Genomic DNA, 20041 nt, shown 5'->3' on the forward strand with positions numbered 1-20041 from the left:
TCAGCCCATCAACTTTTCGACGGCCGCCAACAGGTTCTGCGGCTGGAACGGCTTGACGATCCAGGCCCTCGCGCCGGCTGCCTGGCCTTCGGCTTTTTTCGACTGTTCGCTTTCGGTGGTGAGCATGATGATGGGCGTGAAGCGGTATTCGTTGCGCGCCTTGACCGCTTTCACCAGGCCGATGCCGTCGAGGTTCGGCATGTTCACGTCGCTGATGATCAGGTTGATCTTTTGCCCGGTCAGCTTGGTCAGTGCATCGCGCCCGTCGCAGGCCTCAAGGACCTGGTGGCCGGCGCCGGTGAGGGTCATCTTGACCAGTTGGCGCATGGACTGCGAGTCATCGACGATTAGTATGGTCTTGGCCATGTTCGGCTCCCTCGAAAGTGAAATTAACTGGAAAGTCGTCGCCTCAGAAAAATGTCACTTCGGCGCTGGAAGGGGTCTTGGGCTGGCCATGGCGTTCTTCATCAGTGGTAAAGCGCTGACGTAGCCGGTCCAGCCAGGCAGGAGCGTCGTGCAGGCTCGGGTCGTTGGCGACGATGGCGTCGAGCAGGTCCTGCAGGTCACTCTGTACGTGTTCGAGCATCTGGTCGGTGCGGTCCTGGAACTGCAGGCTGACCATGATTGCCTGGATGTCGTGCTGGGTTTCGCGGGCATCGTGCTGCAGCGCGTGGGAGGCGTCGGACAACTGGTTGAGGTTGTCGCCCAGGCGACTCATCACGCCGCTCACCGACTGGCTGAGGAAATCCAGGTTGCTCTGTTCGCTGGTGCCCAGTTCGGCGGCCGCCTCGATGGTGGTCTGGATCGCGTGAGTGATCTCGCCGACCTTCTCATCCATGGCCAGGCCGGTCTCGGCCGACAGCGTGGAAAGCTTGCGCACTTCGTCGGCGACCACCGAAAAACCGCGGCCGTACTCACCGGCCCGGGCCGCCTCGATAGCCGCATTCAGCGCCAGCAGGTTGGTTTGCTTGGCAATCTCCTGGACCCGGCGGGCCATGTGCTGCAACTGGCTGGCGTAGCTGTCCAGGTGGCTGATGGTGTCGAGCAGTGCATGCTGGCGCTGGCTGCTGGCGCGAAACGATTCGGTGACTTCGTGCAGGCGCTGGTTGGCATCGCGCAGGCTTTCGCCGACGCCGCCGTTGCCGAGCACGTCGTTGGAATTGTCGAGGCTCTGTTCGAGGCGTTGGGCGATGTTGTGGAAACGCTGGAACAGCTCGCCGATATTGCTTTGCAGCAAGGCCCGCGTTTGCCCCAGGCTGTCGCGCCAGCTCGGAGCGACGCCCTCGATCAGTTGCCAGTCGCCAGCGCTGGCGTGCGTCACGACCGATTCAACCGGCGTCTGGGAATGACTGGTGGCAGCGGCTTTGGCGGTTTTTCTCGGGCGCAGGGCGAGCAGGGCGAGGCTGCTCAGCAGCAGTCCGGCGTGGGGTAACAGGTGGACGGGTACAACCAATCCGATGGTTGCCAATGCGAGGCCGAGCCAGGCCCCAAGGTAAATGCGCATCGCCAGCTTCCGTTGCAGGGTGTCAGATCGGCGGATGATAGCGATGGCGTAATGATGTCAGTATAAGGACAACCCTTAATCCGTAGGTTATGTCCTACAAAACCAAGCGGGCTTTGGGCGGGTAACAAGTCGACCGGTCGATCAGGTAAAAAGCGTTGCACCCAAGGGTTGCAAGAGCAGCGTCGATTGCGGGGTGCAGGCAAGGCAGGGAGTTCGGAGTAGGGTTTCGGCGTAAGGGTCGCTCACGCCGAGCCAGGCCTCCCTCACAGGCCTTGGCTGCCGCGGATCAGGTCATACGCTTTGCGCGCAATCGGGTTTGCCGTATTCGGCCGGATCCACAGGTAGTAGGTGACTTCCGGCAAGCGCGGCAATCCATCCGTTTCGCCGAGCACGCGCATGTCCGGCCCGAGCATCTCCATGCTCCGTGGCGTCACGCCCAGGCCCGCGCGAGTGGCGGCCTTGATCCCGATCAAGTTCGACGCCAGGTACGCCTGGCGCCAGGGGATGTTCGCCCGCTCCAGGGCCTCCAGCGCGTAGCGCCGATAGATGCTCGGCTCGTCGACAAGGATCAGCGGCAACGGCTCGCTCGGCGAATGAATGTACTGCGCTGAACAGATCCACCATACCGGCGAGGTGCGCAGGGCGAAGCCTTCCAGGTTGGGGTCGGAGCGGGTGGAAATCACCATGTCGACCTTGCCGCGGTGCAGGTCATCCATCAGGAACGGGCTGCGGCCCACATCGATTTCCAGGCGCAGGCGCGGCGCGGAACGGGCGATATGGCTGAGGATCGGCGGCAGGATGGTGTCGGCGATATCGTGCGGCGAGCCAATGCGCAGCACGCCGCTCAGGCTGCTCTCGCGCAGCGAATTCAGCGCGTCGTCATTCAGCGACAGCATCTGCCGGGCATGCCGCAGCAGCTGCATGCCCGGCTCGGTCAGCTGTTTCTGCCGGCCGCGCTTCTCGAACAGGCTGACCCCCACTTGCTGCTCCAGGCGCTGCATGTGCTGGGTCACGGACGATTGGGTGCGAGACAGGTGCGTGCCGGCTTCGGCGAAGCTGTGGTGGTCGACCACGGCGATAAAGGTGCGCAGGAGTTCAAGGTCGAGGGTCGACATGGCCGGTTCCAGGGGCGGTTTTACATCAAGGGTGTGAAGTTAAACATTACAGATATTTATGTATGCGTGAAGCAGATTTTTACCGCGCCCAGTAAAACATGGGTTATGCCGAAACTGCAGGTCGTGCCGATACGGCAAGTTATAACGATATGAGATATTTGCATTTCCGTTGCCCCTGCACACTCCCTAGCATGCCCCTCCATCAGGTCGGGGTACGCCGATCATTAGCCAGGGGGAAGTCCAATGATGTTGAAGAAATGGTTGCCGGTGGCCCTTGGGTCGATGATCGCCCTGGGCGGCAGTGTGGCGGCGCAGGCCGATGCGACCCTGGACAAGATCGAGCAGCGCCATGTGCTGGTGGTCGGCGTGCTGTTGTCCGGCGGACCGTTCGGCAGCATCGACCCGGCCACGCAACAGCCCAAGGGCTTGAACGTCGACCTGGCCAACGAGCTGGGGCGTCAACTCAAGGCCCAGGTGCAACTGGTGCCGGTGTTGCCGGCCAACCGCGTGCAGTTCCTGCAACAGGGCAAGGTCGATCTGCTGATCGCCAACATGGAGTGGACCGCCGAGCGCGGTGAAATCCTCGGGTTTGTCCCGACCCCGTTCTACCGTATCGGCGGCACCGCCGCAGTGCTCAAGGACAGCAAGATCACCCGTTGGGAAGACCTCAAGGACCAGCCCGTCTGCACCTCCCAGGGCAGCAGCTATGTGAAGCCGCTGACCGAGTTCGGTGCGCAGATCAAGGCGTTCAAGAGCTCCTCCGAATCGCTGCTGGCGCTGCGTGGCAACAACTGCGTGGCGGCGGTGCATGACTCCACGCTGATCAACCCGCTGATCAACGACAGCGCCGAATGGAAGGATTACCGCGCGATCAGCCCGGAACTCAACCCGGCACCGTCGGTGATCTGGACCCGTCGCGGCGAAAACGATACCCAGGCCAAGCTCGACCCGATCGTCAAGGAACTGCACCGCAGTGGCTGGCTGATCGACGCCCAGACCCGCAACCGCATCAGCCCGGCGTCGCCGGCCCTGGTGGAATTGCAAAACCAGTTCAAGGGCGCCTGAGCATGCAGATCAAAAACTTGGCCGCCCTCGGCCTGGCCCTGTGCGCCGGCTTCGCACACGCCGACGCTACCCTCGACAAGATCCAGCAGCGCCACGCCATCAGCGTCGGTGTGATCCTCAGTGGGCCGCCGTTCGGCACCCTCGACCCGAAGACCGGCGAGCACCTGGGCTACAACGTCGAACTGGCCAAGGGCATTGGCCAGGCGCTGGGCGTCGAGACCCGGACAGTCTCGGTGCTGGCGCCCAACCGCGTGCAGTTCCTGCAGCAGGGCAAGGTCGACATCCTGATCGCCAATATGCAGTTCACCGAAGAGCGCGCCGAGATTCTCGACTACGTGCCGACGCCGTATGAAGAAGTCGGCGGCGCGGCCTTGATTCGCAAGGGCACGGGCATCACCCAGTGGGCCGACCTCAAGGACAAGCCGGTGTGCGTGTCCCAGGGCAGCAACTTCATCAAGCCACTGCAGGAGACCTACGGCGCGCAGATCAAGGCGTTCCGCAGTCAGTCCGAATCGCTGTTGTCGCTGCGCGGCAATGGCTGCGTGGCGGCGGTGCACGTCAGCCCGACCATGCACGCATTGCTCAGCGATGCCGAGTGGGCCGGTTATGAGATCCCGTTGCCGGGCGACCTGATCCCGTCCAAATCGGTGATCTGGATTCGCAAGGGCGAACACGACACCCAGGCCAAGCTCGATGCCATTGTGCGCGACTGGCACAAGAGCGGCTTCCTGATCGCCCTCGGCGAGCGTACCGGCATGGCGCCGTCCCAGGCCCTGCGCGACCTGCACGAGCACTACAGCCATGAGTGATGCGTTGTTCGCCACCTTGCAGCAACTGCTCGGCGCGGCCCATGTACACCGCAATGACGAGGCGGCGCAGTACCTCACCGACAAGCAGGGGCGCTACACCGGGCAGGTGATTGCGGCGGTACACCCGGCGAACACTGAGGAAGTGGCGGCGGTGGTGCGCGCCTGCGTGGCGTTGAAGGCACCGATCGTGGTGCAGGGTGGCAACACCGGCCTGATGGCCGGTGCCACGCCGGATGCCAGCGGGCGTTCGGTGTTGCTGCTGCTCGACCGCATGAACCGCGTGCGCCAGGTCGATACCGACAATGACACCCTCACGGTGGAAGCCGGCTGTATCCTGCAACACGTGCAGGACGTGGCCCGCGCTGCCGGCCGCCTGTTCCCCCTGAGCCTCGGTGCCGAGGGCAGTTGCACGATTGGCGGCAACCTCGGCACGAATGCCGGCGGCACCGCCGTGCTGCGTTACGGCAACACCCGTGAGTTGACCCTGGGCCTGGAAGTGGTGACCGCCGAAGGCGAGATCTGGCACGGCCTGCGCGGTCTCCGCAAGGACAACACCGGCTACGACCTGCGCGATTTGTACATTGGCAGCGAGGGCACGCTCGGTATTATTACCGCGGCCACCCTGAAGCTGTTCCCGCAGCCCTTGGCCCAGGCCACCGCGTTGCTGGCCTTTGATCAACTGGCCCAGGCCGTGGCATTCCTGTCCCACGCCCGCGCCGGTTTTGGCGCCAATCTCACGGCCTTCGAATTGCTCAGCGCCGATTGCCTGGCGTTGCTGCGCGAGCAGTTCCCGGACGGCCCGCAGCCGTTCAAGGGCGCGAGCCAGCCGTGGTATGCCTTGATCGAACTCTCCGACAACCACGGCGAACAGCATGCCCGCGAAGCCTTTGAGCGCGTGCTCGGTGAAGCCTTCGAGCAGGCCTTGATCGCAGACGCGCTGATTGCCGAAAGCCTGGCGCAAAGCGAAGCGCTGTGGCTGCTGCGCGAGAACATGAGCGAGGCGCAAAGGCGCGCCGGGCGCAATATGAAGCACGATATCTCGGTACCGATTTCCCAGGTGGTAGCCTTCGTCGCGCACACGGATGCCGTGCTCCAGCAGCATTTCCCCGGCGTGCGCAACTTCACCTTCGGCCACCTCGGCGACGGCAACCTGCATTACAACGTGGCGCATCCACTCGATTCGACGGTGGAGGCGCACATGGCGCAGTACGCCGAGTTGAGCGCGATGGTGCACGACAGCGCCCACGCGCATGGCGGCTCGATCAGTGCCGAGCACGGCATCGGCCAGCGCAAGGTGGGCATGTTGGGTCGCTATAAAAGCGCGGTGGAACTGGACCTGATGCGCCGCATTAAGCAGGCGCTGGATCCGCACAACCTGCTCAATCCCGGCAAAGTCCTCGAGGTGCAGCCATGAACGTACGCCTGTCCCGGCGCGTGCAGCGGGTGTCGCTGTCCGCCAATGCCGCCGCCAAGTCCCGCGCCACCGAACTGCGGGAGGCCGGTCGTGACATCCTCGACCTCACCACCGGCGAGCCGGACTTCGACACCCCGGAGCACATCAAGCAGGCCGCCTATGCGGCCATCGCTGCCGGTGCCACCAAGTACACGCCGACGCCGGGCGTAAAGGCCTTGCGCGTGGCAGTGCAGCGCAAGCTGGCCGCAGAAAACCACCTGGATTATCCGCTGGCGTCGATTGTGATCGCCAACGGCGCCAAGCAGATCATCTTCAATGCTTTCGCCGCCACCCTGGATGACGGCGACGAAGTGCTGGTGCCGACGCCGTACTGGCCGTCATTTCCCGACAGCGTGCGCTTCAACGGGGGCGAGCCGGTCTTGATCGAATGCGGGCTGGAGCAGGGCTGCAAGCTGCTGCCGGCCCAGTTGGAACAGCACATCAGTGCGCACACGCGCTGGCTGATTCTCAACGGCCCGGGCAACCCCAGCGGCGCGGTGTACAGCACCACCGAGTTGCAGGCGTTGGCCGCGGTGCTGCGTCGCCATCCCCAGGTGCTGGTGCTGCTGGATGAACTGTATGAACACATCCGCTTCGACGGTCGCCCGGCCCAGAGCCTGTTAAACGTCGCTCCGGACCTGCAGGACCGGTGCCTGCTGGTGGGCGGTGTGTCCAAGACCTACGCCATGACCGGCTGGCGCATCGGCTTTGGCGCGGGGCCGAAAACCCTCACCGACGCCATGGCGGTGGTGCAATCGCAATCGACCTCCGGTGCTTCTTCGGTTGGCCAGGCGGCTGCGTTGGCGGCCTACACCGGCGGGCTGGATTTTCTCGCCGAGCAGGTTGCGGCGTATCAATTGCGCCGGGACATCCTGGTCGCCGCGCTGGAAAGCGTCGACGGTCTGCAAGTACTGGAACCCCAGGGCGGCTTCTTCGTCTTCGTGCGTTGCGCCGGGCTGCTGGGGCGTTCTCGTCCCGATGGCCAGCGCATCGACAACGACGGCGACGTGGTCGCCTGGTTGCTGGAGGAGGGCGTGGCCGGGGTGGCAGGCAGCGCCTATGGGTTGTCACCGTGGTTTCGCCTGTCGATTGCCACCGCGACCGAGAGTGTCGCCGACGCGGGGCGGCGGATCGCGACCGCCTGCGGGAAGTTGCAATGATGGAGCTGTTCGTCCACTGGGCTGCCGGTATCGGCCTGAACTACAACTTTCTGCTGGATGCCTATCAGCGCGGCACGCTGGTGCAGGGCGCGCTGACCACGGGGCTGCTGTGCCTGTTCACCATTATCGGCAGCCTGCTCGCGGGCATCAGCCTGGCGGCGATGCTGACGTCCGGTAACCCGTGGCTGACCAAGCCGGCGCGGGTGTTTATCGAGGTCACGCGCAACACGCCGACCCTGGTGCAGCTGTACTGCGCGTTCCTGGTGCTGAACATGCTGCTGACCCAGGCGGTCGGCGCGGCCAACCCGCTCACGCCGTTCGCCTGGGTGGTGATCGTCATCTCCCTGCACAAGGGCGCATTCCATGCCGAGGCCCTGCGCGCCGGCATCGAGGCGGTGCCCGCCGTGACCCTCGAAGCCGCCAGTTCGCTGGCCTTCAGCAGCCGTCAATTATTGTGGAATGTGCAGTTGCCGCTGGCCCTGCGTTTTGCCTTGCCGTCGCTGATCAACAACCTGATCGACCTGGTGAAGATGACCGCCGTGGCCTCGGCGATTGCGGTGGGTGACATCACCTACGCCGCGATCATGATCTGGACCCAGAGCGACAACGTGCTGGAGCTGATGATCCTGATCCTGAGCTTCTTCGGCCTGCTGAGTTTTATCGTCAATTGTGTGGGGCGCTGGCTCGAAGCGCGCCTGAGGATGCCCGGCTATGGCCATTGATTCATTCCCGGTGCTGTCGGCCTTGCTGCAATGGTCGCCGGCGCTGGTTGCAGGCTTTGGCCAGAACATCCTCATCAGCCTGTTGGCGATTGGCATTGGTTCGGTGCTGGGCCTGTTGATCGGCGCGCTGGCGCTATCGCCATTGGGGGTTGTCGCGCGGCTGTGGGTGCAGGTATTTCGCAATGCGCCGTGGCTGGTACTGATCTATTTCACCACCTACGTGTTTCCGTTCGAGATTCATATCGGCAGCAGCTACGTGTCCTTTCCCGACTGGATCAAGGTCACCATCGGCCTGGCCCTGCCGGCCAGCGCCAACGTCGCGGAAATCTTTCGCGGCGCCATCGGCTCGATCCCCAGCACCCAGTGGGAAGCCGCGCGTTCGCTGGCGTTCACCCGTGGTCAGCTGTTCCGTTCGATCATCCTGCCGCAGTGCTTCAAGCGCATGTTGCCACCGTGGATGAACCTCTACGCGGTGGTCACCATGGGCACCGCGCTGGCGTCGCTGGTGGGCGTGCATGACGTGATCGACACCGCGCAGATTGCCAGCAACACCGTGAACATGACCGGTTTTACCGTGGTGATCTACCTCAGCCTGCTGGTGCTGTTCTTTGCCTATTGCTACCCGATTTCCCGTCTCACCCAACACCTGGAGCGCCGCTATGCCTTCTATTGAACCGCTGGTGAGCCTGCGGGATGTCCACCTGTCGTTCGGCGCCAACCCGGTGCTCAAGGGCATCGATCTTGAGGTGCTGCGCGGCCAGGCGGTGTCGATCATCGGCCCGTCGGGCTCGGGCAAGTCCACGATCCTGCGCTGCATCACCGGGCTGTTGCAGCCCCAGCGCGGCAGCATCCGCGTCGGGCAGACCCAGGTCGACACGCTGGCCCAGGAAGCCCAGCGCATCGAGTTGCGCAAGCGCGTCGGTTTTGTGTTCCAGCAATACAACCTGTTCCCGCACTTGTCGGTGCTGGAGAACCTGGTGATCGCCCCGCGCAAGGTGCTCGGGCGCAATCGTGCCGATGCAGAAAAAGACGCGCGGGCGCTGTTGGCCAAGGTGCGCATGGAGCACAAGGCCGATGCCTATCCCGGCCAGCTCTCCGGTGGCCAGCAGCAGCGCGTGGCGATTGCCCGTGCCCTGGCGATGCGCCCGGAACTGATCCTGTTCGACGAAGTGACCTCGGCGCTCGACCCGGAAACCGTCGGCGAAGTGCTGACGGTGATCCGCGAGCTGACCGAGGAGGGCATGACCTGCGTGTTGGTCACCCACGAAATGCGCTTCGCCGAAGAGATCAGCGACGTCGTGTATTTCACCGAAAACGGCGTGATTGTCGAGCATGGCAGCGCCGCGCAGATTTTCCAGAACCCGGCCAGCGAACGCACCCAGACGTTCCTGCGCCATGCCCTGGGCGACTCCGGGCGCCGTGGCCCGATCGCCCATGATCCGTACCTGTTGACCAATTTGAGCCGTTACAGCCTGTCAGTCTGATAAGAGGAAAACCGTCATGAGTAGCGAAAACCGTGCTGCTGTTATCGAAGCGTTCCTGCAGCAAATCCGCGTCATCAACCAGCGCGGCGTAGACCGCGCGGCCCTGGTGGAAATCGTCGGCCTGCTGGAAAACCTCGCCGAGCGGCGCGACCTGTTCAACTTCGATGAATTCCCCGCGCCAGTGCCGGGGCAGGGCAGTACCGCTTTCCGCTATCGCCTGAATGACGATGGCGACACCCCGACGCTGTACCTCAACTCGCTGTTGCCGGGCAAAAGCACAATCGCGCATAACCACGAGACGTGGGCAATCATCAGTGCGGTGGAAGGCCAGGAAATCAACTACGTCTACGCCCGCAGTGATGAAGGCCGTGAGCCGGGCTTCACCACCCTGACGCTTGAGAAAGAAGTGATCGTGCAACCAGGCACCTCGATTTCGTTCCTCGGTGAAGACCTGCACGGCATCAAGGTTGAAGGCGAGCAGGCGACGTTGCACTTCCACCTCTACGGCTTGCCGCTGGAGTCGCTGAACGGCCGGTATGGCGTGGAAGCGGACGGCCGCATCCTCAACTACAACGCCTCGCAGATGGCGCCTTCCATCAAGGCGTATTTGTAAGCACTCCTGAGGATCGTTCCCACGCTCTGCGTGGGAACGCAGGTTGTGACGCTCTGCGTCACGCCAGACACCGGGACGCAGAGCGTCCCAAACGACATTCCCACGCAGAGCGTGGGAATGATCAAAGGGCGGGGTTTTTATGATTGATCTGTACTACTGGCCCACGGGCAACGGCCTCAAGGTCGGGATCCTGCTCGAAGAGCTGGGCTTGGATTACCGCCTGGTGCCGGTGAATATCCGGGAAGGCCAGCAAAAGCACGCCGACTTCCAGCGCATCAGCGCCAACGGGCGTATCCCGGCGATTGTCGACCACCGTCCCGAGGTGCCGTTGAGCCTGTTCGAGTCCGGCGCGATCCTCAATTACCTGGCCGACAGCGCCGGGCAATTCCTGCCACCGGCCGGCACTGTCGAGCGGCAGAAGGTCCAGGAATGGCTGTTCTGGCAGGTCGGGCATATCACCCCGTATCTCAGCCAGTTGCAGCTGTTCAAGGAGAAGGCCCCCGAGCCGATTGCCTTCGCCCTCGACCTGTTGAACGCCGAAGCCACGCGCCTGTACCGGGTGCTGGAGCAGCGCCTGGCCGAAGTGCCGTATGTGGCCGGCGAGTACTCGGTGGCAGACATGGCGATTTTTCCGTGGATCCAGCCGTTGCGCCAGGGCCAGCAGTTGGCGGACTACCCGCATATCCAGGCCTGGCGCTTGCGCATCCAGGCGCGGCCGGCGGTGCAGCGTGCCTATGCCAAGGGTCGCGAAGTGGCACCGGGCGAACGTTCGTTGGCGTTGCAGTAACTCTTTTCTTACTTTGTTGGGACTTCCATGAGCCAGACCATCACCCCGAGTCAACTGCAGCAATGGCTGTTCGACGGGCAGGAAATCGCCGTATTCGACGTGCGCGAACACGGGCAATACGGCGAGGCCCACCTGTTCCATGGGGTGAACCTGCCCTATAGCCGCCTGGAGCTGGAGGTACGCCGCCTGGCGCCCAACCCGCAGGTGCGCCTGGTGATCTACGACCAGGATGGCGGTGAAGTCGCGGCACTGGCGGCGGCGCGGCTGCAGGCGCTGGGCTACCGCCGCGTGCATGTGCTTGAGGGTGGCGCGCAGGGTTGGCAGGCCGCCGGTTTGCAGCTGTTTGCCGGGGTGCATGTGCCGTCCAAGGCCTTTGGCGAGCTGGTCGAGGAGGCCAGCCACACGCCTCACGTCACCGCGCGGCAACTGGCCGAGTGGCAGGCGCGTGGCGAGCCGCTGGTGGTGCTCGACGGGCGGCCGTTCGAGGAGTACCGCAAGATGACCATCCCCGGTTCGATCTGCTGCCCCAACGGCGAGCTGGGTTATCGCGTGCATGACCTGGTGCCGGATGACCGCACGCCGATCGTGGTCAACTGCGCCGGGCGTACGCGCAGCATTATCGGCGCGCAGACGCTGATCAACCTGGGCTTGAAAAACCCGATCTACGCCTTGGAAAACGGCACCCAGGGCTGGTACCTGGAAGACTTCCAGCTGGAGCATGGCAGCACCCGCCGCTACGCCGAGCAGGTCAACGGCGACCTGGCCTCCCAGCGCCAGGCTGCGCGGCAACTGGCTGAGCGGGCAGGGGTGACGACGGTGTCGGCGGATCAGGTTCGCCAATGGGCCGATGATGCGCAGCGCAGCCTGTTCCTGTGTGATGTGCGCACTGGCGAAGAGTTTGCCCTGGGCACGTTGCCCGGCGCGCAACACACGCCTGGCGGGCAGTTGATCCAGTCCACCGACCTGTACATCGGCGTGCGCCAGGCGCGCATTGTGCTGGTGGACAGCGATGGCGTGCGCGCACCGATTGTCGCCAGCTGGCTGCGGCAGTTGGGGCATGAGGCCTACGTGCTGAGCGGCGGTATCGACAGTGGCCTGGCCCTGCCGGTGCTGCAGCCGGTGGCGTATGAGCCGTTGCCGTTGATCAGTCCCGAGGCGCTGGCGGCGCAATTGAGTGAGGTAAACCTGGTCGATCTGCGCCCGAGCATGGTGTATCGCAAGGGGCATATTGCCGGTTCTACCTGGTCGATTCGTGCGCAGCTTAAAACCGATCAGCGTCCGCTGGTGCTGGTGGCGGATGACCCTGCAGTCGCGGCCTTCGCGGCCCAAGGGCTGTCGGCTCGATTGCTCGACGGCGGCCTCGCTGCCTGGGCAGCGGCCGGCCTGCCGGTCAACGAAGACCCGCAAAACCCGCCCGACGCGCAGTGCATCGACTTCCTGTTCTTCACCCATGACCGCCATAGCGGCAACAAGGACGCCGCCCGCCAGTACCTGGCCTGGGAAATCGGCCTGTTGGCGCAAATGAGTGAGGCGGAAATCGCCAGCCTCAAACCCTTGGCGCCGCCGTCACGCGTGCGCACGCGGTTGATCCACGCCGCGCGTACCGAAAAGGGCCACGGTGGCCGCGCAGTCAATGTGCCGATCACGCGCCTGAGCACGGTGCTGTTCGACAACCTGGCGCAAATGCGCGACGCCCGTGCCCGTCGCGACAGCGAGCGCGTGCTGACCTACGGCGCGCGCGGCAACCCGACCTCCCACGCGCTGGAAGATCTGGTGAGCGAACTCGAAGGTGGCTATCGCACGCGTCTCTACGGCACGGGCCTGGCGGCAGCGGCCCAGGTGTTCCTGGCCTATCTGCGCCCCGGCGATCATGTGCTGATCACCGATGCGGTGTACTCGCCGGTGCGCAAACTGGCCTGCGAGTTTCTCCAGCCTTTCGGCATCGAGGTGAGTTATTTCTCGCCGGATGGCAAGGATTTGGAAGCGCAACTGCAAGCCAATACCCGGCTGGTCTACGCCGAAGTGCCGGGCTCGCTGCTGTATGAGCTGTGCGATTTGCCTGCGATTGCGGCGTTGTGCAAGCCGCGCAACATCCTGCTGGCCGTCGATAACACCTGGGGCTCAGGCTACCTGTACCGGCCGCTGGCATTGGGCGTGGACATTTCGATCATGGCCCTGACCAAATACCTCGGCGGGCACAGTGACGTGATGATGGGCAGCGTGTGCACCACCGAGGCCGCATGGCCGGCGCTGGGCAAGATGAGTGACACCTTCGGCAACTCGGTGAGTGCCGACGATGCCTACCTGATCCTGCGCGGTGCACGCACCCTGGCGTCGCGCCTGGATGTGCACGAACGCCAGGCCGTGGACATTGCCCTGTGGTTGCAGGCGCAGCCGCAGGTCAAGCGCGTGTTCCACCCGGCGCTGCCCGAGCATCCGGGGCATGCGCTGTGGCGTCGCGACTTCACTGGCAGCAATGGGTTGTTGTCGTTTGAGTTGGCCAGTGCCGATGCCGGCTACGTCGAACGCTTTATCGACGGCTTGCAGCTGTTTGGCCTGGGGGCTTCGTGGGGCGGCTATGAAAGCCTGGTTACCGTGGCCGACACCCAGGACCGCGACAGCGCAACCGACCGGGCGTTGAACCCGGTGGTGCGTTTGCATATCGGTCTGGAAGATGTGGCGGCGCTGATCGAGGACCTGCAGCGCGGGTTTGCGCTGGCAGGTTGAGGCCTGCGCGCTCCCATGCAAGGTGGGAGCGCGCAGCCGGTCAGTGCTTGACCGGTGTCGGCAGGGTCACGAGGTTGACGTAGCCGTCCCAGAATGTCTTCTGATCGACGCCGAACACTACCTTGGCCTTTTGCGTGCCTACCGGGGCGCCTTTCTTGTAGCCCAGTGCGCGGCCGTAGTCGGCGCCAAAGGTGGCGTCCACATCCACCCACAACTCGCGTGACTCGGTCACGATCTGCGGGTTGACCAGATACAGCGCCGGCAGGCTGTCCCAGGTGAAGCTGTGGTAGCTGGGGTCCTTGTCGAACAACGGGCCGAACTCATGCTTGTACAGGTCGGCAATCGCGCCTTTCTGCGCAATCACGCGCTGGTACACCGACTTGTCGAAGGTGACCTTCTCGCACACGTCGTTGGGGAAAATCACGTGCTCGATGGGAGCGCGCAACACGATCTTCGCCGCCTCCGGGTCGAACCACCAGTTGAACTCCGCTGCCGGCGTGGTATTGCCCGGAATCTCCAGGGCGCCGCCCATGTACACGATGCGCTTGATCAGCGGCACGATGTCCGGCGCCGAGCGGATCGCCAGGGCGACGTTGGTCAGCGGGCCGACTGCCAGGATCGTCACCTGATGCGGGTTGGCCCTTACGCTGTCGACGATGAATTGCGCGGCGGTTTCCTTGCGCAGCTGGGTGTGGGTCGCCAGGCCATCCGGTGGCGCGACCAGTTGGGAGGGCGAGGTCGGTCGCGGGTTCTTGAAGGCTCCCGGCCAGCCCGAGCCGAACAGGGTTTTTTCCGCCTCGTAGGTGGCGTAGTCATGCAGCAGCGGGTAGGCGGCGCCGGAATACACGCCGACCTCTTTCTCCACGCCCATGCGCTCCACGGCCTTGAGGGCGTCGACCTGTTCCTGGTCGACCCAGGCGTTGCCGCTGACCAAGGTCATGCCCAACAGGTCGATGCGTTTTTGCGCATGCAGTTGGGCGAGCATGATGAAGGCCTGGCCGTCATCGTTGAGCACATTGAAGTCAGTGTCGAAGATGACTTTTTCCGCTGCCTGCGCGGTGCCGGCACACAGGCCGACCGCGACAAGCAGGGCACAGCGTTTCAGAAAGCCTTGCATGGTGGTTCATCCGAAAGAGTGGGTGTGATCAACGGTTCACCAGTTTCGCCGGCAAGGCGATGACCAGGAAGCTGCTGAGAATCAGGCAGCCGGCGAAAAACCACAAGGCACCCGCGCTGCTGCCTGTGACGTCGATCGCCACCCCCATCAACGAGTTGCTCACCAGGCCGGCGATATTCGCCAGCGAGCAGGCCAGGGCAAAGCCGGTAGCTGCGGCGGTGCCTTTGAGAAAGGTCGCCGGCAGGCTGAAGAACACCGGCACCGCGCCGATGATCGCCGCCGAGGCAATCGCGAACAAGGCGACGGTGGCCGCGACGTTATGGGTAAAGAACGTGCTGGTGGCCATCGCGGCGGCGCCGATGAAAAACGGCACGATGATGTGCCAGCGGCGTTCGCGGTGTTTGTCTGAACTGGCGCCGATCAGCAGCATGCCCAGCAGCGCAGCGACGCTTGGCAGCGCGGTGAGGATGCCGATATGGAAGGTGTCGGTGACCCCGGCGTTGCGAATGAAGGTCGGCATCCAGAAGCCCATGGCGTAGGCGCTGAGCAGGATCGAGAAGTCGATACCGCCGAGCATCCACACTTTGAGGTTGAAGAAACCGTCACGGAAGCTGTGCTTGCTGCCGTTGCTGTCGGCGTCGTCCTTGCGCAGCTCGGTTTCCAGCAGGGCCTTTTCTTCGTCCGACAGCCACTTGGCCTGTTGGTAGGTGTTGGGCAGTGCCCAGAACGTCAGTACGCCGAGCAGCACGCTGGGCACGGCTTCGATCAGGAACAGCCATTGCCAGCCGCGCAGGCCGGCCATGTGGTCGAAGTGGCCCATGATCCAGCCGGACAACGGCCCGCCGATCACGCTGGACAGCGGCAGGCCGATCATGAACAGCGCGATGATGCGCCCGCGCCGGTAGGTGGGGAACCAGGTGGTCAGGTAGTACAGCACGCCCGGCAGGAAGCCGGCTTCGGCGGCGCCGAGCAGAAAGCGCAGGATGTAGAACTGGGTGGTGGAGGTGACCAGCATGGTGCAGGCCGACAGCAGGCCCCAGGTGATCATGATGCGCGCGATCCAGATCTTCGCACCGACCCGTTCCAGCACCAGGTTGCTCGGGACTTCAAACAGGATATAGCCGACAAAGAACAGGCCGGCGCCAAGGCCGAACGCGGTTTCGCTGAACTGCAACTGGTCGAGCATCTGCAGTTTGGCGAAACCGATGTTGATCCGGTCGAGGTACGCGGCCAGATAACAGAAACACAGGAACGGGATCAGCTTCCAGGTGATCTTGTGGTAAAGCGTGTTGACCGGGTCGGCGACCGTGGTCGCGGGCGCTGCATTCGCAATGGGCATCGGGGTGTCTCCTGGCGGTGACTTATGGTTTTTATACAGCCGCTTTTCTTTCAGCACTTCGGAGTGCTGTAGAAGCGACTTCCAAAGGCAGTGTCAGAAGACTGAGGGGGCCTGGAGGCGATCACGGGTGGGAACCGGCCTGGGTGGGCGCAGACTTGCCTGCGATGACATCGACGCGGTGTAGCTGATACACCGCAGCGTCTGCATCGCGGGCAAGCCCGGCTCCCACAGGGATCGGTTCCCACAGGGGACTGCATTCCAAGGCCTGGGCCTCAGTTTTTCAAGACCGCGCTCTATGGCGCGGTTCTCGGTACCGTCTTATTGCTCCCTGAATTTGCTCATGGCCTCCTGTTTGCTCACCACGTCGCCGTACTTGCTGTCGATATCGAACAGGTTGGCTTCGTGGGGCGCGGGGTGTCGGTCGCCGACGCACTCGCGCACGACGATGGTGCGAAACCCGTGTTGCACCGCGTCCACCGCCGTTGCACGAATGCAGCCGCTGGTGGAGCAGCCGGCGAGGACCACCGTGTCGATACCCTGGGCGTGCAGCATCGGGGCCAGGCTGCTGCCAAAAAACGCACTGGCGTATTGTTTGGTGATCACCACTTCATCGGCCTGGGGCAGCACCTCGACGCAGAACGCCGCGAGCGGGTTGCCTTCGACCATGTCTTTCATCACCGGGGCCTTCTTGACCCAGATGCCGCCGTCGGCGAAATGGCCGGGATGGTAACGGATATTGGTGTGTACCACCGCAATCCCGTGCCGGCGTGCGGTGGCCAGCAGCTCGACGCTTTCCGCCACGGCGATCACCACTTCGGGGGCATAGAGCGGCGCGCCTTCGGTGGTGTAGCCCTGCATGAAGTCGATCATCAGCAGTGCGGCTTTTTTGCCAAAGCCGATACGGTTGCCCCAGACGCCTTGATAGTTGGCGTCGGCGGATTGTTCAGTCATGTTCGACCCTCATTGATGGGTGGTGCACAGGCTCTGTTTTTGTGGTGAGCGAGCTTTTTGTGGTGAGCAGGTTGTTGTGGTCAGTGGCTTGTTGTGGAGTGCAGGCTTTTTTGTGGTGACTGGTTTTTTTGTGTGGTGATTGGTTTTTTTGTGGTGAGCGGGCTTGCCCCGCGTTGGGTGGCAAAGCCGCCCCAATAGGGCCCTGAAGTCTTTCAGGCAGTCCGCAGTGCCTGGTTTCAGGGCGGCTTCGCCCCCCAACGCGGGGCAAGCCCGCTCACCACAACAAGCCCGCTCACCACAAAAAAAACCAGTCACCACAACAAGCCGACAGTCCACAACCATCCCGCTCACACCACAACAAGCGCGCCTACCAAAAAAGTCTCAGCCACTCCCTCGCTCCCTCAATAAGCACCAGACAGCAGGGCGCCCGCGCCGGGGACGATGGGTTCCAGGTCCAGGGCCTTGAGCATGGCGTAGGTGGTAGCGATGGCGGCGGTAAGCACTGGTTTGCCGGTTTGCGCCTCGACCTTGGCCACCACTGGCAGCGACTGCATCTGCACGCAGGCCGATAGCACGATCACGTCGACGCCTTCCAGGTTCATCCCGGCGACGATGGCCGGCAGGTTGGCCGGGTCGTGGCGGGCCACTTCGAGGTTGTCGGGAATCTCCAGCGCGCGCCAGTCCACCACCTCGAAGCCTTCTTCACGGATGTAGTTCACCACCAGTTCGGTCAGCGGCTTCATGTACGGCGCGACAATCGCGATGCGCTTGGCGCCCATCACCTTGAGGCCTTCGATCAGCGCGCCGGCACTGGTGATGACCGGGGCGTTGGCGTCGTTGTCAGCAGTGGCCTTGCGCAGGCGCTGTTCGGAATTGCGGTGGTAACCCAGGCCCATGGCCATGATCGCCACCAGGCACGCGTAGCCCAGCACGTCGACCTTGGCGTCGGACAGCTCGACGGCGCAACGGTCGGACTCGCCGTCCATGGCCGCCAGTTCTTCCTTGCGCACTTGCTTCATGCGCATGCGGCTGGAGTGAAAGGTAAAGCGCTCGGGCCGGATCGCCTGGCGGGCGGTGAACATCGCCGGGATCTCGGTTTCCATGGTGGTGTTGGAACTCGGCACGATCTGGCCGATGCGGTAAGGCTTCTGCATGGTGGTCTCCATGGTTATTGTTCGAGGAAGTCGCCGAGGGCGTGGAAGAAACCGTCGAGGTCATCCCAGGGAATCATGTGTCCGGCATTCGGCACGCGGGCGACCTGGATGCCGGGTTGCAGGTCCTGGATTTCGGCAATGTCGTCATCGAGGATCACGCCGCCACGCCCGGCCACCATCAACAGGGCAGGGGCCTTCAGATGGGGCAGGTGCTGGTGGAAATCCACGCTGTGGAAGTCATTGAAGGCACGCACGATGGCGGGCTCGTAGCAGGTGTGCAGCCATTCCGCGCGCAGCTGCAGTTGTTCGTCGGTCCAGGTGGCGCAAAAGGCGCGCATCGCCTCGGCATCCATGCCGACCTGCGATTGGCGGATCGAATCGACATACCACGGCAGCTTGCTCGGGTATTCGCGGCGACCCGGGCCGGAGACGGGCGGGTCGATCAGCACCACGCGGTTGACGCCCTGGGGATGCAGCACGGCGCTGCGAACAGCAAAGCGCGCGCCCATCGAGTGGCCCATCAGGTGGTAGCTCTCGAGGCCGAGTGCGTCGGCAAAGGCACCGATGTCCTCGGCGCAGGTGTCGGCGCTGTAGTCCAGTTCGGGCCCGGTAGACGACAAGCCGCGACCGCGTACATCCAGCACGTAGGTGTCGAACTGCGCGCCAAGACGCTCGGCGACGAAGCCCCAGGTGATCGCCGGGCTGGTGATGCCGGGGATCAGGATGAGCGCCGGGCCTTTGCCGCCGTAGCGCAGGTAGTGCTGGCGAATGCCGTTGGCCTGGACGTTGCCGCCGTAGAGGTAGGTGCTCACGCGGCCACCCCCGACTTCAGTTCCTGGGCATACAGGTCATAGCCGTAGACCCAGGCCGGGTCTTCCTGGGTACGCAGCCAGGTATTGGCGTTGGACACGGCCTGCACGCGGGAGGCGCGCTCCTTGCGGTTGGCTTCGTAGAGCTGGAACGCGGTGCGGTAGTCGCTGATCCCGGTTTCCTGCAGGCAGCGGGTAAGCATCGCCGCGTCTTCGATGGCCATGCCGGCGCCCTGGGCCATGTGGGGTTTCATCGGGTGGCAGGCGTCGCCCAGCAGCACCAGGCGACCACGGCTCCACAGTGGCAACGGGTTGCGGTTGCGCAGCGGCCATTTGGTCACGCTTTCGGTGGACTCGATCAGCGCCTGCACGGTGGGGTGGTAGCCCTTGAACGCGTCGAACATCTCTTCGCGGCTACTGTCGACGAACGCGCCCTGGAAGTCCCATTCGGCATGCGGCACGCCCGTCACGTAGTAGTACTCGTCGCGCTTGCCGGTGGTGTAATACACCATCATGTGGCGGTCTTCGGTCCACCACTTGATGCAGTCTTCGAACTTGAGGTCGTACTTGGCCAGTTGGTCGCCACGGATCAGCGCGCGGTGCGCAACCCAGCCGCTGTACAGCGGTTTTTCCACGCCGAGCAGTTCTTCGCGGATCTTTGAATTGATGCCATCGGCGCCGATCACGATGTCGGCGTGGGTCACTTCGCCGTCGGCGAAGGTCAGGCGCACCTGGGTGTCGGTTTCTTCGAGGGTTTCCAGGCGCTTGTTGAAGTGCAGGGTGCCGGGCTTGAGAGTGGACATCTGCAGCGCGTGCAGGTCGCCACGGTGCACGGTGATGTAGGACGCGCCGTAGCCGGTGAGTGGAATGCGCGAGAGGTAGTCGCCACTTTCACCGCAGCGGCTGAACCAGTGCTCGGGGTGCGAGCCCATCAGGTCCAGCTGCTTTTCGATGCCCATGCGGCGGAAGATTTTCATGATGTTGGGGCCCATGTGGATCCCTGCGCCCAGTCGGGAAAATTCCGGCGCCTGCTCGTACACGTCCACATCGAAACCGGCCTGCTGCAACAGGGTGGCTGCAGCCGCGCCGCCCAGGCCGGCACCGACGATGGCGATTTTTTGTGTGCTTCCCATGGGGCGTGATCCTCTCTCTTGTTGATTGTCGGCGGCGTCTGTCCGCAAGGTTTTTAGAGTGTATACGCTCATTTTTTGAAATGGGAAGCCCACCTTTAA

General features: G+C 63.6%; 19 protein-coding genes. 10 read left to right on the forward strand and 9 right to left on the reverse strand.

Translation table 11 applies throughout. The annotated features are described in order from the left end of the window. The 3 genes from AC07OJ_RS02055 to AC07OJ_RS02065 form a co-directional block, all read right to left on the reverse strand. Positions 1–366, reverse strand: coding sequence for a response regulator (locus AC07OJ_RS02055; RefSeq protein WP_106804042.1), 366 nt, complete (start codon positions 364–366; stop codon positions 1–3). Positions 367–409: 43 nt separating this feature from the next. After that, positions 410–1504 carry a methyl-accepting chemotaxis protein gene (locus AC07OJ_RS02060; RefSeq protein ID WP_106804041.1) on the reverse strand — a complete coding sequence of 365 codons (1095 nt, stop codon included), beginning with the start codon at positions 1502–1504 and terminating at the stop codon, positions 410–412. A 263-nt stretch (positions 1505–1767) separates the two neighbouring features. Then, the gene (locus AC07OJ_RS02065) at positions 1768–2619 is read right to left on the reverse strand and encodes a LysR substrate-binding domain-containing protein (RefSeq protein WP_495093802.1); all 852 of its coding nucleotides are present in this window, start codon (positions 2617–2619) and stop codon (positions 1768–1770) included. 243 nt (positions 2620–2862) lie between these two features. On the opposite strand from AC07OJ_RS02065, the gene AC07OJ_RS02070 reads away from it, so the two are divergent. The 10 genes from AC07OJ_RS02070 (at position 2863) to metC (ending at position 13439) form a co-directional block, all read left to right on the forward strand. Continuing rightward, positions 2863–3684, forward strand: a complete 822-nt coding sequence (locus tag AC07OJ_RS02070; RefSeq protein WP_262135699.1) for a transporter substrate-binding domain-containing protein — start codon at positions 2863–2865, stop codon at positions 3682–3684. A gap of 2 nt (positions 3685–3686) precedes the next feature. After that, positions 3687–4493, forward strand: coding sequence for a transporter substrate-binding domain-containing protein (locus AC07OJ_RS02075; RefSeq protein ID WP_495093803.1), 807 nt, complete (start codon positions 3687–3689; stop codon positions 4491–4493). Continuing rightward, on the forward strand, positions 4486–5907 hold the full coding sequence (locus AC07OJ_RS02080) for an FAD-binding oxidoreductase (RefSeq protein ID WP_495093804.1): 1422 nt from the start codon (positions 4486–4488) through the stop codon (positions 5905–5907). Before AC07OJ_RS02075 ends, AC07OJ_RS02080 begins: the two co-directional genes overlap by 8 nt. Continuing rightward, positions 5904–7106, forward strand: a complete 1203-nt coding sequence (locus AC07OJ_RS02085) for an aminotransferase class I/II-fold pyridoxal phosphate-dependent enzyme (protein ID WP_495093805.1) — start codon at positions 5904–5906, stop codon at positions 7104–7106. The genes AC07OJ_RS02080 and AC07OJ_RS02085 overlap by 4 nt, the downstream gene beginning before the upstream one ends. Then, a complete protein-coding gene (locus tag AC07OJ_RS02090; protein ID WP_495093806.1) occupies positions 7103–7828 on the forward strand; it encodes an amino acid ABC transporter permease in 726 nt (241 codons plus the stop codon). The genes AC07OJ_RS02085 and AC07OJ_RS02090 overlap by 4 nt, the downstream gene beginning before the upstream one ends. Continuing rightward, the gene (locus AC07OJ_RS02095; protein ID WP_106804035.1) at positions 7818–8501 is read left to right on the forward strand and encodes an amino acid ABC transporter permease; all 684 of its coding nucleotides are present in this window, start codon (positions 7818–7820) and stop codon (positions 8499–8501) included. The genes AC07OJ_RS02090 and AC07OJ_RS02095 overlap by 11 nt, the downstream gene beginning before the upstream one ends. Beyond that, complete coding sequence (locus tag AC07OJ_RS02100) at positions 8488–9312, forward strand: amino acid ABC transporter ATP-binding protein (protein ID WP_065904950.1); 825 nt, start codon at positions 8488–8490, stop codon at positions 9310–9312. The genes AC07OJ_RS02095 and AC07OJ_RS02100 overlap by 14 nt, the downstream gene beginning before the upstream one ends. A gap of 16 nt (positions 9313–9328) precedes the next feature. Continuing rightward, the gene (locus tag AC07OJ_RS02105) at positions 9329–9925 is read left to right on the forward strand and encodes a cysteine dioxygenase family protein (RefSeq protein ID WP_065904952.1); all 597 of its coding nucleotides are present in this window, start codon (positions 9329–9331) and stop codon (positions 9923–9925) included. Between the two features lie 139 nt (positions 9926–10064). Further along, positions 10065–10712 (forward strand): glutathione S-transferase family protein, encoded by a 648-nt coding sequence (locus AC07OJ_RS02110; protein WP_495093807.1) that lies wholly within the window; start codon positions 10065–10067, stop codon positions 10710–10712. 27 nt (positions 10713–10739) lie between these two features. Next, entirely contained in the window at positions 10740–13439 is a 2700-nt protein-coding gene (gene metC / locus AC07OJ_RS02115; protein ID WP_495093808.1) for a cystathionine beta-lyase, read from the forward strand. 40 nt (positions 13440–13479) lie between these two features. On the opposite strand, the gene AC07OJ_RS02120 is transcribed toward metC, so the two are convergent. The 6 genes from AC07OJ_RS02120 to AC07OJ_RS02145 form a co-directional block, all read right to left on the reverse strand. Beyond that, on the reverse strand, positions 13480–14556 hold the full coding sequence (locus AC07OJ_RS02120; protein ID WP_120448492.1) for a nucleoside hydrolase: 1077 nt from the start codon (positions 14554–14556) through the stop codon (positions 13480–13482). 28 nt (positions 14557–14584) lie between these two features. Continuing rightward, positions 14585–15895, reverse strand: a complete 1311-nt coding sequence (locus tag AC07OJ_RS02125) for an MFS transporter (protein WP_106804030.1) — start codon at positions 15893–15895, stop codon at positions 14585–14587. Positions 15896–16213: 318 nt separating this feature from the next. Continuing rightward, complete coding sequence (locus AC07OJ_RS02130; RefSeq protein ID WP_106804029.1) at positions 16214–16846, reverse strand: N-carbamoylsarcosine amidohydrolase; 633 nt, start codon at positions 16844–16846, stop codon at positions 16214–16216. A 401-nt stretch (positions 16847–17247) separates the two neighbouring features. Further along, complete coding sequence (locus AC07OJ_RS02135; protein WP_495093809.1) at positions 17248–18000, reverse strand: maleate cis-trans isomerase family protein; 753 nt, start codon at positions 17998–18000, stop codon at positions 17248–17250. Between the two features lie 14 nt (positions 18001–18014). Continuing rightward, positions 18015–18812, reverse strand: coding sequence for an alpha/beta fold hydrolase (locus AC07OJ_RS02140; protein ID WP_065904960.1), 798 nt, complete (start codon positions 18810–18812; stop codon positions 18015–18017). Further along, positions 18809–19942: an FAD-dependent monooxygenase gene (locus tag AC07OJ_RS02145; RefSeq protein ID WP_495093810.1), complete on the reverse strand. Its 1134-nt coding sequence runs from the start codon at positions 19940–19942 to the stop codon at positions 18809–18811. Before AC07OJ_RS02145 ends, AC07OJ_RS02140 begins: the two co-directional genes overlap by 4 nt. Positions 19943–20041 lie beyond the last annotated feature (99 nt).

Source organism: Pseudomonas sp. GW821-FHT09C08 (genome assembly GCF_059418125.1).